The organism is Hymenobacter yonginensis (genome assembly GCF_027625995.1).
Lineage (GTDB): Bacteria > Bacteroidota > Bacteroidia > Cytophagales > Hymenobacteraceae > Hymenobacter > Hymenobacter yonginensis.
This window is the reverse complement of record NZ_CP115396.1, coordinates 4,164,767-4,178,998: the sequence shown is the minus strand read 5'-3', so window position 1 is coordinate 4,178,998 and position 14,232 is coordinate 4,164,767. Positions and strand designations below refer to the sequence as shown.

Genomic DNA, 14,232 nt, shown 5'->3' with positions numbered 1-14,232 from the left:
CAGGCTAAAGCCTGTGCTACATTTCGCCCCTATGAATCCTCCCTTCCTTCCGATTATCGTCGGGGCCGTTGTGCTGCTGGTGTTCCTGTACTTCTTCCCCATCAGCCTCTGGATTACGGCGCTGTTTTCGGGGGTGAAGGTGAGCCTGTTCCAACTGGCGTTTATGCGGGTGCGCAAGGTGCCGCCGTCCCTCATCGTCAACTCCATGATTACGAGCACCAAAGCCGGCCTGGAGCTGACCGCCAACGACCTGGAAACCCACTACCTGGCCGGCGGCAACATTCCCAGCGTCATCAAGGCCCTGATTTCGGCCGACAAGGCCAACATCCCGCTCACCTTTAAGCAGGCCACCGCCATCGACTTGGCCGGGCGCGACGTGTTCGAGGCCGTGACGACCAGCGTAAACCCCAAAGTCATCAACACGCCCAACGTGGCCGCCGTGGCCCAGGATGGCATCCAGCTGATTGCCAAGGCCCGGATTACGGTGCGCGCCAACATCACGCAGCTGGTGGGCGGTGCTGGCGAGGAAACCATCTTGGCCCGCGTCGGCGAGGGCATCGTGACCAGCATCGGTTCGTCGAAGTCGCACAAGGAAGTGCTCGAAAACCCCGACAAGATTTCCAAGCTCGTGCTCAGCAAAGGCCTCGATGCCGGCACCGCCTTCGAAATCCTGAGCATCGACATTGCCGACATCGACATCGGCGAGAACATCGGCGCCAAGCTCCAGATCGACCAAGCCACCGCCGACCTCAAGGTAGCCGAAGCCAAGGCCGAGGAGCGCCGCGCCATGGCCGTGGCCGTAGAGCAGGAAAACCGCGCTAAAACCCAAGAAGCCAAAGCCCGCGTGGTGGAAGCCGAAGCCGAAATCCCGAAGGCCATTGCCGAAGCCTTCCGCTCCGGCAACCTGGGAGTGATGGACTACTACAAAATGCGCAACGTGCAGGCCGACACCGACATGCGCGACTCCATCGCCAACCCCGGCGGTCAGAGCAGCAGCAGCAAGCCCGGCCGCGACGAAGGGCGTCTGTCGTAGGGCCTCACCCCCCGGCCCCCTCTTCCGTGAAGAGGGGAAGCCAGGCGACTCCTACGCCGCCACGTTGGCTGGCGCCTCCGCAACGGCTTACCGATTTAATGAAACGCATAAAAGCGCAAAGCGCCCCTACCGGAAAGTAGGGGCGCTTTGCGTTTAGTGGTAGTAGCATCTGAGGCGCCAGCAGAAGATGCAGCGTTGCAGTCGGCTGGCTCCCCCTCTCCACGGGATAATGCGCATCAAGCATTTGCGGGGCCGGGGGGTGAGGCTACTTCTTGGTAATCCGGAACTCCACGCGGCGGTTGAGCTTGCGGGTTTCTTCCTGGTCGTTGCTGGCAACGGGCTTGGTGTCGCCGTAGCCTTCGGTGGCAATGCGGGTGCTCTTGATACCTTTCTGCACCAGGAACTTCTTTACCTCGTTCACGCGGTCCTGGCTGAGCTTCAGATTCAGGGCCGGGTCGCCCTGGTTGTCGGTGTGGCCTTCCAGCTTGATTTCCACGTTCGGGTACTCCTTGAGCGTGCGCACCAGGCGCAGCAGCTCGGGATAGGAGTTTTCGCGCAGGTAGTATTTACTCTGGGCGAAGAAAATGTTGTTCAGCTTGATGGTCTGGCCCACGGCGAAGGGCACGAGGTACAAATCCTGCGTGACTTCGGAATACTTCTGGCGGTCCGTCACGTCGAGGTTGTCGGCTTCAGCCAGGTAGTTGGGGGCCTCGGCGCGGTAGCCGTACTGAATGCCCGAGGGCAGCACGATGGTATAGGAGCCGTCCACGGGGTTGGTTTCGGCTACCCCGATTTCCTCGCCCGTCAGCAGGTTTTCGTACTTGATGGTGGCCGGTACCGGCTTCTTGGTAGCCGCGTCCAAGACCCGGCCGCGCACCAGCGTTACCACTTCGGGCTTGAACTGGGGCGTGAGGCCGATGCGGAAGATGTCTTTGGAGTTGCCAGTGCCGTTGCGCGTCGACACCAGGTAGGCATCCTCGCCGGCCGCCGATACCACGTAGTATGCGTCGAAATCGGGCGAGTTGACGTTGGGGCCCAGGTTGCGGGGCTTGGTCCAGTTGGTCCAGCTGTCGTCGAGGCGCTTGCTGTAAAAGACGTCGCTCTTGCCGTAGCCACCGTGGCCTTCCGAGGCGAAGTACAGCGTCTTGCCATCAGAAGCCAGGAAGGGCGCAAACTCCGGCTTTTTAGTGTTGATGCTGGGCCCAAGGTTGCGCGGCTTGCTCCACGACTTGCCATCGGCATTGCGGAAGCTCACAAAGATGTCCTGCTGACCTTGCCCGTCTTTGCGCTCTACGGCCATCAGCAGCACCTTGCCCGAGGTGCCCAGGAAGTAGTCGACGTTTTCCTCGTCGTCGTTATAGAAATCCTCGATGTTGATCTTCTCGGGGCGGCTCCAGCCGGTTTTGGTGCGCTTGCTCATGCTCACTCCCTTAGGGTCGAGCGTGCCGTCTTCGTTGTAGACGTTGATGAGCACTGCCGTATTACCGTCCGACGACACCGAGGCTAGGCCGTTGGGGCCGGGCGTGTTGATGGGGCCGCCGATATTTTTGGCCGGGTTCCAGGCCTTGCTCTTGGCGTTGCCGAGGGTGCTGTACCACACGTCCTGCACGTCGTTGGCGCCGCCCGCATTCTGGGGGCTTTCCTGACGGGCAAAGAATAGCGTCCGGCCGTCGGGCGAAATAACCGGGTGCGTGTCCACATACTTGGAGTTGACGTTCGGGCCCAGGTTCACCATGGCCGAGTCAATCTTCACGCCTTCCGACTCGCCCTTGAACTCCTTCTTCACCATCGTCTCGGCCACGTCGGCAATGCCGATGGCGTCGATCTGGTTGACGCCGTTCACGGCCTTGGTGTTCATGGTCACGAGCACGCCGATGGTGCGGTAGGTGCCCGGCGAAAACGTCACCTGCAGCGAGCGAAACTGCTCCGGAATCGGGCCCGGGCTGTCGTTGGCATACACCTGGTGCTTGCCGCCGCGGGTATCAATCAGCTCGATCTTGACCACCGAGCCGGGGTTGAAGTTCTCCACCACCGTCACCTGCTTGGCAATCAAAGACTTGCCAAACCGCACCTCAATAAACTCGTCGTTGCTTTCCTTGCGCGGAATCCAGGCTTCGTTGCTGACCTGGCCCAGCGGCTGGGCGTTGGGCTCACCCAATACTTTTTCCGGCGAAAAGGCTTCTTTGCCCTCCGCTTTCTGCGACGATACCGCCGCGACTTTCGCCGCCCACACGGCGTGCTGTGCCTGTACGCTCACGAACCCTCCCACTACCAACCCTACCGACAGTAGAAATTTCTGAACACTCATAAGCTGATTGGCAAAAATAGAGCTTGTGCCCCCGCGCAAGCCGGAAGCAGTAGCTTCCCAGCCATTGGAGACGTGAGGTAGGGCTCCGAAGTTGCGGCTACCCGATGCATGAACCTCAAAGGTACGCACATAGGCTGCCTAGCCCCGTTAAATTTTGATGAAAGCGCAAAAATCAGCGCCGGTTGCGGCGCGCCAACCGATGAAGTAACTTGCTTGTCGTCTGGCGCTGCGCTGCTTTCCTCATGGAGTTTCTCTGTTCCGTTGCAAATTCCGTGGGCGCCGGAGCAGGGCCGCTAACCGCCTGCCGGACAGCCGAAAAACGGCCGTGGTTTTCGGGGCGAATCCTGCTCATTTTCAGCTTCCTTTTCGCCTCTCTGCCGGGCTTGGCGCAGTCGTTGGTAGACGCCGGCACGCTGCCGCTGCTGGCCCGCACCGTTGCCCCCGCCCCCGACTCGCTGCTGCTGCTCACCACACAAGCCCGGCGCGTGGGCGTGAGCACCTACGCGCAGCGCACGGCCGCGCTGGGCACGCTGCACCTGGGCCGCCGCCAGCAGCTGCGCTACCGCCTCCTGAGCGAGTGGATTTACGACTCGCGCGGCCAGCCGCCGTTCGTGCGCGAAGACTACGCCGCCGACGCCCTGCACACCGTGGATCTGGGCCGGCGGGGCTGGCGCGCGGGCCAGTTTGTGCGCTACGAGCAAAGCCGCGCCAACGCCACCCGCACCGGCCTCTGGCTGGCCCGCCTCGGCTACGAGCAGGCCTTGCCCCGCCTGCTGCCCTCCCAGGCCACCGACTCGCTGTCGGTGCTACGGCTGATTGGGTTTGGCGGCGTGGTGCAGGATGTGCGCAACGGCCGCCAGGACACCGGCCCGGCCTACGGCTTCGACTTCTCGACGCTGGCGTTTCTGCGCGGGGCGGCTGCACCGCCGCTGGCGTTGCGCGTGCTGGGCACCCGCGCCCAGCTGGGGCCGCGCGTGTGGCAGCGGCTGCTGGCCGAGGGCTACTACGAGCACACCTTCGACCAGTATTCCAGCGGCACGCTGCGCGGTGCCTACCGCGCCCACCGCGCCGAAGACTACGTGCCCGGCAACGTGCAGCGCATCCAGAGCGACACGCTGGCCGGCGAGCTGACCTGGGCCTACCGCCTGTCGGATAAGGTGTCGTTTCGGTCGGTGAATGCCGTAGCGCTGCCCAGCCGGGCCTTTGCCTACCGCCGCCTGGGGCCCGAAGCCGACACGCTGCAGAACCTAGGCTACCGCCAGCGCGAGCTGGACACTCGCCAGGAGCTGCGCCTGGGCTCGCGCAAGGTGCAGGCCGTACTGAACTTCAACTACCGGCAGCGCAACCGTGCCTACAACCTCCGCAACACCCGCAACCTCGCGCCAGCCCAATACGAGTTGGCGTTGGCCCGGGAGCGAATCAAGGACATCACCGAGCAAACCACCCAGTGGCAGGGGGAGCTGACCTGGCTGCCGCTGCCGCGCCACGCGCTTTCCCTGACCGGCGCGGCCCAGCTGCTGCGCGTAGCCGCCCCCAGCAAAGACAACCAGCAGGACCGCGACGAGGCCCAGCACCAGCTGCGCCTCACCTGGACCGGCCGCTGGCGCGGCAACTTCCGCACCAGCCTGGCAGTGGCCGGCGAGTACCGGCAGTTTGTGTTTATCCGGGCCGCCCTTAGTGCCGAAAACTACACCGACCGGCTGCTGCACTGGGAGCCGGGCTTTACGTGGGCGCCGGGGCGCTTCAGCATTCGGAGCACCTACCACTTGTGGGTGAGCTACCAGGTGCGCGACCGGGCCAGCGAGCAGCTGCGCAACCGTGCCAGCCGGGTGCTGGAGCAGCAGCAGAACCTCACGTACCAGCTCACGCCCCGCCTGCTCACGGTGCTGGACTACGCCCGTCGCGAAAACCGCGTGGGGCTGCTGCGCTGGCCCGCCTTCAAGGAAAGTCCCCTCGACACCACCATCACCCACGACCTGCGCGGCGGCCTCCGCTACGGCTGGACCGGTCGCCGCCGGCCGGTAGCCAGTTCCAGCAGCCTGCGCCTCGGCTACCGGTTTCTGGAGCAGCGCACCCACGCTCGCGCCGCGCTGGTGCAGAACGCGGGCGGCTCCTCGCTCATCTACCTGCGCGCCCTCACCCGCCAGCAGGGCCCCGACGTGGCCTATGAGCGGCGGGCCGGCGCTCTGGCTCTCTCGGCCAGCCTATGGCTGCAGGAGCTGCGCACGCTCTACCGCTACCGCCTCGGTACCGGCCCCTTCGTAGGCCCCAGCTACACCCCCGACGACCTAGACCGCGCCACCCACAACCTCTACCCCTATTTTGAGGTGGCCATGGCTTGGCGCGTGCGGCAGTTTTAGGGCGTAGGGATTAGGACATAGAAATAAGGCCTGGAGCTTATGAAGCAGAAATTCGCCATTCAGTAACCGATGACGAACCTCTGGGTCCTAAGCCCCAGGCCCTACTCCCTACTCCCTATTGCTACGGCTGCAGCGAGAACGTGCGGGTGACGGAATTGTAGGGGCCGGGGATGAGGTTGCCGCTGGCGTCAACCAGCTCCAGCTTCACGGTGTTTTCGCCCATCGGCAGGCCTTCCATCATGTAGGGCGCCCACTGGTCCAGCATGAACTCGGCGCCGTTGATAGTGGCGCGCACCTGCGTGCCGCCGGGCTCCAGCGTGGTGTTCACGAGGTAGAAATCCAGCATCACCTTCTCCTTATCGGCGCCGGTATACACGTCTTTGGGGCGGCTGTAGAACAGGTGCGGCGCTTTCAGGTCGAAGGCGGGCGTGCCGGGGGCGGCCTTGCCGACGGTAATCACGCGCAGATCGTAGGCGCTGCGGTGCTTGAGGCTTTCGTGGTAGGAGCGCGACAGAAACGACAGCACCACGTGCTGGCCGTCGGCTACGGGCTTGGTGAATTCGGTTTCGTAGTGGGCCGAGTAGGGCTGGTTGTCTACGATGTTGTGGATGTGCTGGCCTTTCTGCGAGTTGGCCAGGTGGCCGGCGTGCGCGCCACCGGTCATCTTAGTGAGCTGAAAGTTGCTCAAGTCGTAGTCGAAGGCCACGGTGCCGCTGGGCACCACCGAGCCGGCCGGTGGCGACTTCAGCGCCAGCTGCGCCTCCGGGAAGCGGGGCGAGTTGGTGAAGGGCGTAAGCCGGATGCCGTTCTTTTCCAGCGTAGCGGCCGTGTTGGCCATGGTGGCGGCGGCGGTATCGGTGGTGGAGGCCGAGGATTCCGTGGCCTGCTTGGCGGTGTCGCAGGCAGCCAGGCCCAGCAGCACAACCGCGCCAAGCATCAGGGGAGAGAAGTTCATACTACGCTGAAAACAGGTGTGAAAGTGGGAATGAGCGAAGCCTCCGGAAACATCCGGCGCCGGTAAAACGTTGGGTTTTTGAGTACCTTGCGCGGTACGCATTCATTGTCCAAAAGTATAGTGATTTTCTAAGATGGAAGAAAAACTGCTGGAAGAAATTCCCTCCCTCGACCTGGCCGACTTCCGTTCCGGCGACCCGGAGCGCAAGGCCCGCTTCGTACAGCAGCTCGGCGAAGCCTACCAGAGCATCGGCTTCGTGGCCCTCAAGAACCACGGCCTCTCCGACGAACAGACCACGGCGCTGTACGACGACGTTAAAAACTTCTTCTCGCTGCCCGACGAAACCAAGCAGCGCTACGAAAACCCGGAGCTGGCTGGCCAGCGCGGCTACATCAGCAAAGGCAAGGAGCACGCCAAAGGCCGCAACACCGGCGACCTGAAAGAGTTCTACCACGTGGGCCAGGAAGTGGAAGATGACACCGACCCCATCGGCAAGGAGTACCCCGCCAACATCTGGCCGTCGGAAGTACCCAGCTTCCAGAAGAGCACCTTCACCACCTACCGCACCCTGGAAGCAGCCGGCAAGGACGTACTGCGCGCCATTGCACTGTACTTGGAGCTGCCCGAAACCTACTTCGACGACAAAGTGCGCAACGGCAACTCCATCCTGCGCCCCATCCACTACTTCCCCATCGAAGATCCGGACGCCGTTCCGGCCGATGCCGTTCGGGCTGCTGAGCACGGCGACATCAACCTGATTACGCTGCTCATGGGCGCCTCGGCCGATGGCCTGCAGGTGAAGCGCCGCGACGGCAAGTGGATTCCGATTACGGCCCTGCCCGACCAGATTGTGGTGAACGTAGGCGACATGCTGCAGCGCCTCACCAACGGCGTACTCAAGAGCACCATTCACCGCGTGGTGAACCCTGCCCGCGAGAAAATGAACTCCTCGCGCTTCTCGGTGCCGTTTTTCATGCACCCACGCTCGGAAATGAGCCTGGCCGCGCTGGAAAGCTGCGTAACGCCCGAAAACCCTAAGAAGGAAGCTGACATCACGGCCGGCGAGTTCCTGAACGAGCGCCTGATTGAGCTGGGCCTGAAGAAGAAGTAAGCCGGTTTCCCGTCTGCTAGAACGTCATGCAGAGGCGGAGCCGAAGCATCTCGCTAGTGTGGTAGAGTCATTTACCACGCTAGGGAGATGTTTCGCTCCGCTCTGCGTGACGTTCTGTTTTAGGGCCTGCCGCATATTTCGCTTGGTGTCTGCCGGCACAAACTAAAGCTTCTGCTACCTTAGGTGTGTGCTTTCCACTCCGCCCCTTCCGCCCCCCGATGACGTGCAGCTGGCTCCGCCGCCCCGCCGCCGGGGTGCCCGGACGCGTCGGGTTCGGGGCATTATCTTCCTGAAAGACGTGGCCGCCCTGGCCGTCACGGCCTTTGGCGGCCCGCAGGCCCACACCGCCATGATGCTGCGCCTGCTCGTGGACAAGCGGCGCTACCTCACCTCGGCCGAGCTGCTGGAAATTATGGCGCTGTGCCAACTGCTGCCCGGCCCCACGTCCACCCAGACCATCACGGCCATCGGGTTTCGGCTGGGCGGGCCCAACCTGGCCTACCTCACGCTGCTGGTTTGGATGCTGCCCGCCGTGAGCATCATGACGGCCGCCGGCGTGGCCATGAGCTACCTCGACAAAGAGCAGGTGACGCAGCTAGTGCGCTTCGTGCAGCCCATTGCGGTAGGCTTTGTGGCGTACTCGGCCTATAAGATTTCCGAGAAAGTCATCCATACCAAAACATCGGTGGCGCTGATGGTGGGGGCGGCCATGCTGGCCTACCGCTTCCAGCTGCCGCAGGTGCTGCCGCTGCTGCTGCTGGGCGGCGGCCTGGTCACCACCTTCCGCTACCGCAAGCACGCCCCCATCCTGGATAAGCAGCCGCTGCGCATCGAGTGGGCCAACTTCATTTTGTGGGGCGGTGTGTTTATCGGGGCGGCCGTGCTGGGCCATTACACCCGCGAACTGCCGGTGCTGCTGTTCGAGAACTTCTACCGCAACGGCAGCCTCGTATTCGGGGGCGGGCAGGTGCTGGCGCCGCTGCTGTTCGCCGAGTTTGTGGAGTTCAAGCAGTATCTGTCGGCGCCGGAGTTTCTGTCGGGCTACGGCCTCACGCAGGCGCTTCCGGGCCCCAACTTCGCCTTTGCCTCCTATATCGGGGCCCTGGCCATGCGCGACTACGGCATTGGCGGGCAGGTGGTGGGGGCGCTGGTGGCGGCGGCCGGCATCTTCATGCCCGGCACGCTGCTCATCTTCTTTTTGATCCGCTTCTGGGACCAGCTCAAGCAATATCGCGTCGTGAAAGCGTCGCTGGAAGGCGTGAATGCCGTATCAGCCGGGCTGGTGTGCGCCGCCGTGTTCCTGCTCTACCACCCGCTGCCCGACACGCCCATCAACCTCACCCTCATCGGCGTCACGTTTTTCGTGCTGCTCTGGGAGAAGATTCCGTCCTATATGATTGTGCTGGCGGGGCTGCTGGCCGGGGCGGTGTTTTAAACTTCCTTGTTGTTTCCGGCAATCATTGGCTGCCAAGCAGCCACCGGCGCAACTCCGGGGTGCGGTGAGTGCTACTGGTCAGGGTAGTGGCCTGGCCTTTCAGATGCACTACCAGTGTATCGTTGAAATAGGGCTCCAGGCGCTCCACGGCCCGCAGATGCACCATTTCGCTACGGTTGAGGCGGAAAAACGCGGCCGGGTCGAGCACGGCTTCCAGCTGGCTCAGCGTCTCGCTTAGCACAAAGCTGCGCCCCTGGTGGTCTACAGCATGCGTGACACCATGGCGCAGCTGGAAGTACGCCAGGTCGGCCACCTCGAGCAGGTAGAGGCCTGTGCGGGCCTTGCTCACGAGCCGCTCCTTATAGCGTGGGGCAGGCGCTACCAGCGCGGCCAGGTGGCGCAGGGCATCGGCCTGGAGTGCGTGACGCAGGCGCTCAAACTTTTGCAGCGCCGCCGCCAGGGCCTCATAGCGCAGAGGCTTGAGCACGTAGCCGATACCGTTTTGCTCGAAGGCCTGGGTCAGGAACGTGTCGTAGGCCGTCACGAATACCACGGGGCTGCTCACCGTCACCAGGCTGAACAGTTGAAACACGTTGCCATCAAGCAGCTCAATGTCGGACAGGATGAGGTCGGGGGCCGGGTGCGTGCGCAGAAACGCGGCGGCTTCGCTCACTTGCTGACACTCGGCCACCACTGTGGCGGCGGGGTAAAACTGCAATACCATCCGGCGCAGCTGGTCCAGCGCCGGTTCTTCATCTTCCAGCAGGAGCAGGCGCATGAGCAACAGGTAGGGTGGGTAAGGCCGCCAGCAGCGGCACGGTAACAGCAAATGTTTCGGGTGTTTCTTCGACCACTAAGGGCAAGTCCGTGAGCAGGGCCAGGCGGGCACGCAGGCCCGGCAGGCCGCTGCCGGTGCCCGCCGGCGGCACCGGGCGCAACCGGCGGGGGTGCTCCAGGCGTAGGGCTTCGGGCGTGAGCGTGAGGCGAATAAGCAGGGGCTGTTGCCGGCTGGCCAGGTTGTGCTTCACGGCGTTGGTGAGCAGTTCCTGGAGCACACCCGGCGGCAGGAGCCGCTCGGTCTGGCCGGCAGCGGGCAGCTGCACGTCCTCGGCAAACTGGTAGGCCGACCCGAAGCGCCGCTGCAGCAGAAACTGGTAGTCGTGGGCAAAGGCCAGCTCCTCGGCCACCGGCACCACGTCGCGCTGCCCGGCACGCACCAGATAGCGGTACAGATTGGCAAGGTGGCTCACGTAGTCGAGCGCGGCACCATTATCGGGCTCGATGAGTGAAGCAAGAATGTTGAGGTTGTTGAACAGAAAGTGCGGATCCACGTGCTGCTGTAGGGCCCGGAGTCGGGCCTGGGTGGCGGCTTTTTCGGCCTGCTCGAGGGCCAGCCGGACCTGGCCGGCGTGCTGCTGGTAGAGAAATGGCAGGTATACGCCGCCTACCAGCAAGTACAAAAACAGCGTGGACGCCAGCCAGCGCACCAGCTCGTACCAGCTGCCGTAGTCGCCCTGGCCGACGTGGCCCAGCATCAGCGCCCCTTGCAACAGCTGCAGCAGCCCCACGAAGGGCAATGCCCCGCGCCATAGCAGCCCGAAGTAGTAGCCCGCCCGCTCGCTGGCCCGCCCTCGGCCGGTAGCCCGCAGGTGCAGCCGGTCGAGCAGGAACACCACCAGCAAGGCCTCCAGAAACAACCAGAACGGCGCGTCAGGGAACAGGTAGAAATCCTCCCACCGCACGGCCATTGTCAGGCGGGTGTAGACGGCCAGCAGCACGGCCAAGCCGAAGACGAACAGATAAAACCAGGGCGGTTTGCGCATTGTGGGCCGCAAGATAGAAGACGCCGTACAAGCTAACCAGCCTACTTGGCGGCCTGCTTGCTGGCCTGCCCGTTCTCGTCCAGGAAGAGCAGCACTGGCTGGTTGTTCTTGTCCACGCCGATGGTCAGGCGGGTGCGGCCCTGGCTGTCCTTGAAGTCCAGCGTCGACTGCTCGGTATTGGCCACCAGCATCACCCGGGTTTCGCCACGCTGGTCGGCCATGATCATGGCTGAGGAGCGGCCGGCAGTAGTGCCCACGAACATGCGGGTCTGCAGGCCCAGCTTGCCGTCTTTCTGTGCCTGTTGCTTTTGCTCGGGCGTGGCGGCTTTGTATTTCTCTTCCAGGGCCGTTATGGACTCGTCGGGCGCGTCGTTGAACGTGAGGCCTGCCTTATAGAAGCCGCCCTGCTCCTGGTAGTTGAGAGCAATAACTTGGTCCTGCCCAAACCGGTCGAGCGAGAAGTGGCCGCCAGCCGACACTTTGCCATCCGGGCCTTTCTGCCCGCCGAAAATCAGGCCGCCGCATTCTTCGCCCTTGGCATTGTAGAACAGCATGCCGGGGTGAGGACGCTTGTAGTCGAGGTGTTTGCCATCGATGGTAACGCCCTGCGGAAACCGCTCCTGGTTGCTCATAATCATCTTCACGGTGCCGTCGCGCTCCACCAGATTCAGGCGCTCCACCGTTATTTCGCCGAAGCGTACGGGCTTATCGGGCTTATTGAAGGCGAAAAGTAACCCCGCCACTGGAATAAGCGTGGCAGCTAGGGCGTAGGCTTTCAGGAATTTTACGTCGCGGGCAAGTTGCTGGGTGGTCATGGTTAGGAATCGTTTTGAGGTGATTGACAGCCCAAAACTGCATCGCAGTGGCCGCGCCCACCTGCCTTTTCGCGTCAGTGCCGGAAAAATCGGGCGAATGCCGGAAATCAGCCCGCCACTGTCGTCCCGTGTCCGTCTGGCATATCCAAGGAATATGTTTCCGCCAGAAATTTAGCCCGTTGCTTACATACTGTCCCGTAAAGCAGAACAGCATAAAAAACGTCATTCCGGACAGAGCGCGGAATTGCGCCGGAGTAGCGAAATTATCTACTACCCCAGCGAAACACCGCGCTCTGCCCGGAATGACGTCTCTTGAATTATGCCTTCTAGCCTTTCAGCATCAGCTGCTCGGGCAGGCGCATGAGGTAGTCGCCGTAGCCGCTCTTGCGCAGGGGCTCGGCGATTTTGCGCAGCTGATCGGCGTCGATGAAGCCCTGGCGGTAGGCCACTTCCTCAATCGAGCCCACCTTCAGGCCCTGGCGCTGCTCTAGTACGCGCACAAACTCGCCGGCCTGCATCAGGCTTTCGAAGGTACCCGTATCGAGCCAGGCGGTGCCGCGGCCTAGGATGCCCACTTTCAGCTTGCCGCGGCGCAGGTACTCCTGGTTCACGTCGGTGATTTCGTACTCGCCGCGGGGGCTGGGCTTCAGGTCGCGGGCAATCTGCACTACGTCGTTGTCGTAGAAGTACAGGCCGGGTACGGCGTAGTTGCTTTTGGGCTTGGCGGGCTTCTCCTCAATGCTGAGGGCCTTGTTGTTGGCATCGAACTCCACCACGCCGTAGCGCTCGGGGTCGTGCACGTGGTAAGCGTACACCACGCCGCCGTCGGGGTCGTTGTTGCTCTTGAGCAGTTCCTCCATGCCTTCACCGTGGAAGATGTTGTCGCCGAGCACCAGGGCCACTTTATCGGTGCCGATGAAGTCAGCGCCCAGCACAAAAGCCTGAGCTAAGCCGTTGGGTACTTCCTGCACCACGTACTCGAAGCGGCAGCCCAGCTTGGAGCCGTCGCCAAGCAGCTTCTTGAACTGCTCCTGGTCGTGGGGCGTGGTGATGATGAGGATTTCCCGGATGCCGGCCATCATTAGGATGGACAGCGGGTAGTACACCATCGGCTTGTCGTACACCGGCATCATCTGCTTGGATACGGCCAGGGTAAGGGGATGCAACCGGGTGCCGGAGCCGCCGGCGAGGATGATGCCTTTCATATGCAGGGTCTTATGAACTTAGGAACTTGGATAAAAGAACGTCATGCTTGATCTGGCGTCCGCTTGCCGAAGCGTCTCTACCGCTTCGGCAAGCGGACGCCAGATCAAGCATGACAAACGGACTAATTCCGCTCGGCAATAAACTCCTGGTTGGTTTTAAACCACTCCAGCGTTTTTTGCAGGCCTTCCTGGATGCGGATATGGGGCTGGTAGCCGAGCAGGTTGTTGGCCTTGCTGATGTCGGCCAGGGAGTCGCGGATGTCGCCGGCGCGGTCGGGGCCGTACTCGGGCGTGATGTCGGAGCCGGCTTCGGCCTTCAGGATGTTGAACAGGTCGTTGAGCGAAGTGCGGTCGGCCACGGCCACGTTGTACACTTGGTTCACGGCCTCGGGGTTCTGCACCAGCGCCGCCTTGATATTGGCCTGCACGCAGTTTTCCACGAAGGTGAAGTCGCGGGTCTGGCCTCCGTCGCCATTCATGCGGGGCGGGCGGCCTTCCAGCACGGCATCAATAAACAGCGGAATCACGGCGGCGTAGGCCCCGTTGGGGTCTTGGCGCGGGCCGAAGATGTTGAAGTAGCGCAGCCCGATGATTTCCATGCCGTAGGTCTTGCCAAACACGTCGGCGTACAGCTCGTTGGCGTACTTGGTCACGGCGTAGGGCGAGAGGGGCTTACCGATGCGGTCCTCCACTTTGGGCAGGGCCTTATGGTCGCCGTAGGTGGAGCTGGAGGCCGCGTACACGAAGCGCTTCACGCCCGCTTCCTTGGCTCCTACCAGCATGTTCACGAAGCCGCCCACGTTCACGTCGTTGCTCGTGATGGGGTCGTTGATGGAGCGCGGCACGGAGCCCAGGGCCGCCTGGTGCAGCACCACATCAATACCCTTGCAGGCATCAATGCAGGTCTGCCGGTCGCGGATGTCGCCTTCGATGACGCGCAAAGCCGGATTGCCTTCAAACAGCGCCACGTTCTTGCGGAAGCCGTTGGAGAAGTTGTCCAGCACGCGCACCTCTTTGGCGCCGTACTTGAGCAGGTATTCCACCAGGTTCGAGCCGATGAAGCCGGCCCCGCCGGTAACGAGGAAGCTCAGGTTATCGAGCGGCTGGTCGTGAAAAGGAGTATTATACATTTCTTGGGGATAATCAGCACGTCATGCTGAGCTTGTCGAAGCATCTCTACCGCTTCG

Annotated in this window: 11 protein-coding genes; 4 read left to right on the top strand and 7 right to left on the bottom strand. The window is 62.6% G+C overall.

Going from position 1 to position 14,232, the window contains the following annotated elements; genetic code table 11:
- The first annotated feature begins 31 nt into the window (after positions 1–31).
- The gene (gene floA, locus O9Z63_RS18030; RefSeq protein ID WP_044014920.1) at positions 32–1,033 is read left to right on the top strand and encodes a flotillin-like protein FloA; all 1,002 of its coding nucleotides are present in this window, start codon (positions 32–34) and stop codon (positions 1,031–1,033) included.
- A 265-nt stretch (positions 1,034–1,298) separates the two neighbouring features.
- On the opposite strand, the gene O9Z63_RS18025 is transcribed toward floA, so the two are convergent.
- Positions 1,299–3,341: an OmpA family protein gene (locus O9Z63_RS18025; RefSeq protein ID WP_270126763.1), complete on the bottom strand. Its 2,043-nt coding sequence runs from the start codon at positions 3,339–3,341 to the stop codon at positions 1,299–1,301.
- 383 nt (positions 3,342–3,724) lie between these two features.
- Here O9Z63_RS18025 and O9Z63_RS18020 point away from each other — a divergent pair, with 383 nt between their 5' ends.
- Entirely contained in the window at positions 3,725–5,701 is a 1,977-nt protein-coding gene (locus tag O9Z63_RS18020) for a hypothetical protein (RefSeq protein WP_270126762.1), read from the top strand.
- A 121-nt stretch (positions 5,702–5,822) separates the two neighbouring features.
- Here the strand turns inward: O9Z63_RS18020 and O9Z63_RS18015 are convergent, their stop codons facing one another.
- Positions 5,823–6,656, bottom strand: coding sequence for a hypothetical protein (locus O9Z63_RS18015; RefSeq protein WP_270126761.1), 834 nt, complete (start codon positions 6,654–6,656; stop codon positions 5,823–5,825).
- A gap of 133 nt (positions 6,657–6,789) precedes the next feature.
- Here O9Z63_RS18015 and O9Z63_RS18010 point away from each other — a divergent pair, with 133 nt between their 5' ends.
- A complete protein-coding gene (locus O9Z63_RS18010; RefSeq protein ID WP_270126760.1) occupies positions 6,790–7,767 on the top strand; it encodes an isopenicillin N synthase family dioxygenase in 978 nt (325 codons plus the stop codon).
- Between the two features lie 229 nt (positions 7,768–7,996).
- Entirely contained in the window at positions 7,997–9,202 is a 1,206-nt protein-coding gene (chrA, locus tag O9Z63_RS18005; RefSeq protein WP_270129287.1) for a chromate efflux transporter, read from the top strand.
- A 22-nt stretch (positions 9,203–9,224) separates the two neighbouring features.
- Here the strand turns inward: chrA and O9Z63_RS18000 are convergent, their stop codons facing one another.
- The 5 genes from O9Z63_RS18000 to O9Z63_RS17980 form a co-directional block, all read right to left on the bottom strand.
- The gene (locus O9Z63_RS18000; RefSeq protein WP_270126759.1) at positions 9,225–9,980 is read right to left on the bottom strand and encodes a LytR/AlgR family response regulator transcription factor; all 756 of its coding nucleotides are present in this window, start codon (positions 9,978–9,980) and stop codon (positions 9,225–9,227) included.
- The gene (locus tag O9Z63_RS17995; RefSeq protein WP_270126758.1) at positions 9,955–11,025 is read right to left on the bottom strand and encodes a sensor histidine kinase; all 1,071 of its coding nucleotides are present in this window, start codon (positions 11,023–11,025) and stop codon (positions 9,955–9,957) included. The genes O9Z63_RS18000 and O9Z63_RS17995 overlap by 26 nt, the downstream gene beginning before the upstream one ends.
- 41 nt (positions 11,026–11,066) lie before the next feature.
- A complete protein-coding gene (locus O9Z63_RS17990) occupies positions 11,067–11,840 on the bottom strand; it encodes a hypothetical protein (protein WP_270126757.1) in 774 nt (257 codons plus the stop codon).
- A 326-nt stretch (positions 11,841–12,166) separates the two neighbouring features.
- Positions 12,167–13,045, bottom strand: coding sequence for a glucose-1-phosphate thymidylyltransferase RfbA (gene rfbA, locus O9Z63_RS17985; RefSeq protein WP_270126755.1), 879 nt, complete (start codon positions 13,043–13,045; stop codon positions 12,167–12,169).
- Between the two features lie 122 nt (positions 13,046–13,167).
- A complete protein-coding gene (locus tag O9Z63_RS17980; RefSeq protein ID WP_270126754.1) occupies positions 13,168–14,175 on the bottom strand; it encodes an SDR family oxidoreductase in 1,008 nt (335 codons plus the stop codon).
- Positions 14,176–14,232 lie beyond the last annotated feature (57 nt).

Excerpts from the sequence above, each read along its gene's own strand:
- O9Z63_RS18025 (WP_270126763.1), bottom strand. The coding sequence starts at position 3,341 with ATGAGTGTTCAGAAATTTCTACTGTCGGTAGGGTTGGTAGTGGGAGGG.
- O9Z63_RS17990 (WP_270126757.1), bottom strand. The coding sequence starts at position 11,840 with ATGACCACCCAGCAACTTGCCCGCGACGTAAAATTCCTGAAAGCCTAC.
- O9Z63_RS17995 (WP_270126758.1), bottom strand. The coding sequence starts at position 11,025 with ATGCGCAAACCGCCCTGGTTTTATCTGTTCGTCTTCGGCTTGGCCGTG.
- O9Z63_RS18015 (WP_270126761.1), bottom strand. The coding sequence starts at position 6,656 with ATGAACTTCTCTCCCCTGATGCTTGGCGCGGTTGTGCTGCTGGGCCTG.
- rfbA (WP_270126755.1), bottom strand. The coding sequence starts at position 13,045 with ATGAAAGGCATCATCCTCGCCGGCGGCTCCGGCACCCGGTTGCATCCC.
- O9Z63_RS18010 (WP_270126760.1), top strand. The coding sequence starts at position 6,790 with ATGGAAGAAAAACTGCTGGAAGAAATTCCCTCCCTCGACCTGGCCGAC.
- O9Z63_RS17980 (WP_270126754.1), bottom strand. The coding sequence starts at position 14,175 with ATGTATAATACTCCTTTTCACGACCAGCCGCTCGATAACCTGAGCTTC.
- floA (WP_044014920.1), top strand. The coding sequence starts at position 32 with ATGAATCCTCCCTTCCTTCCGATTATCGTCGGGGCCGTTGTGCTGCTG.
- O9Z63_RS18000 (WP_270126759.1), bottom strand. The coding sequence starts at position 9,980 with ATGCGCCTGCTCCTGCTGGAAGATGAAGAACCGGCGCTGGACCAGCTG.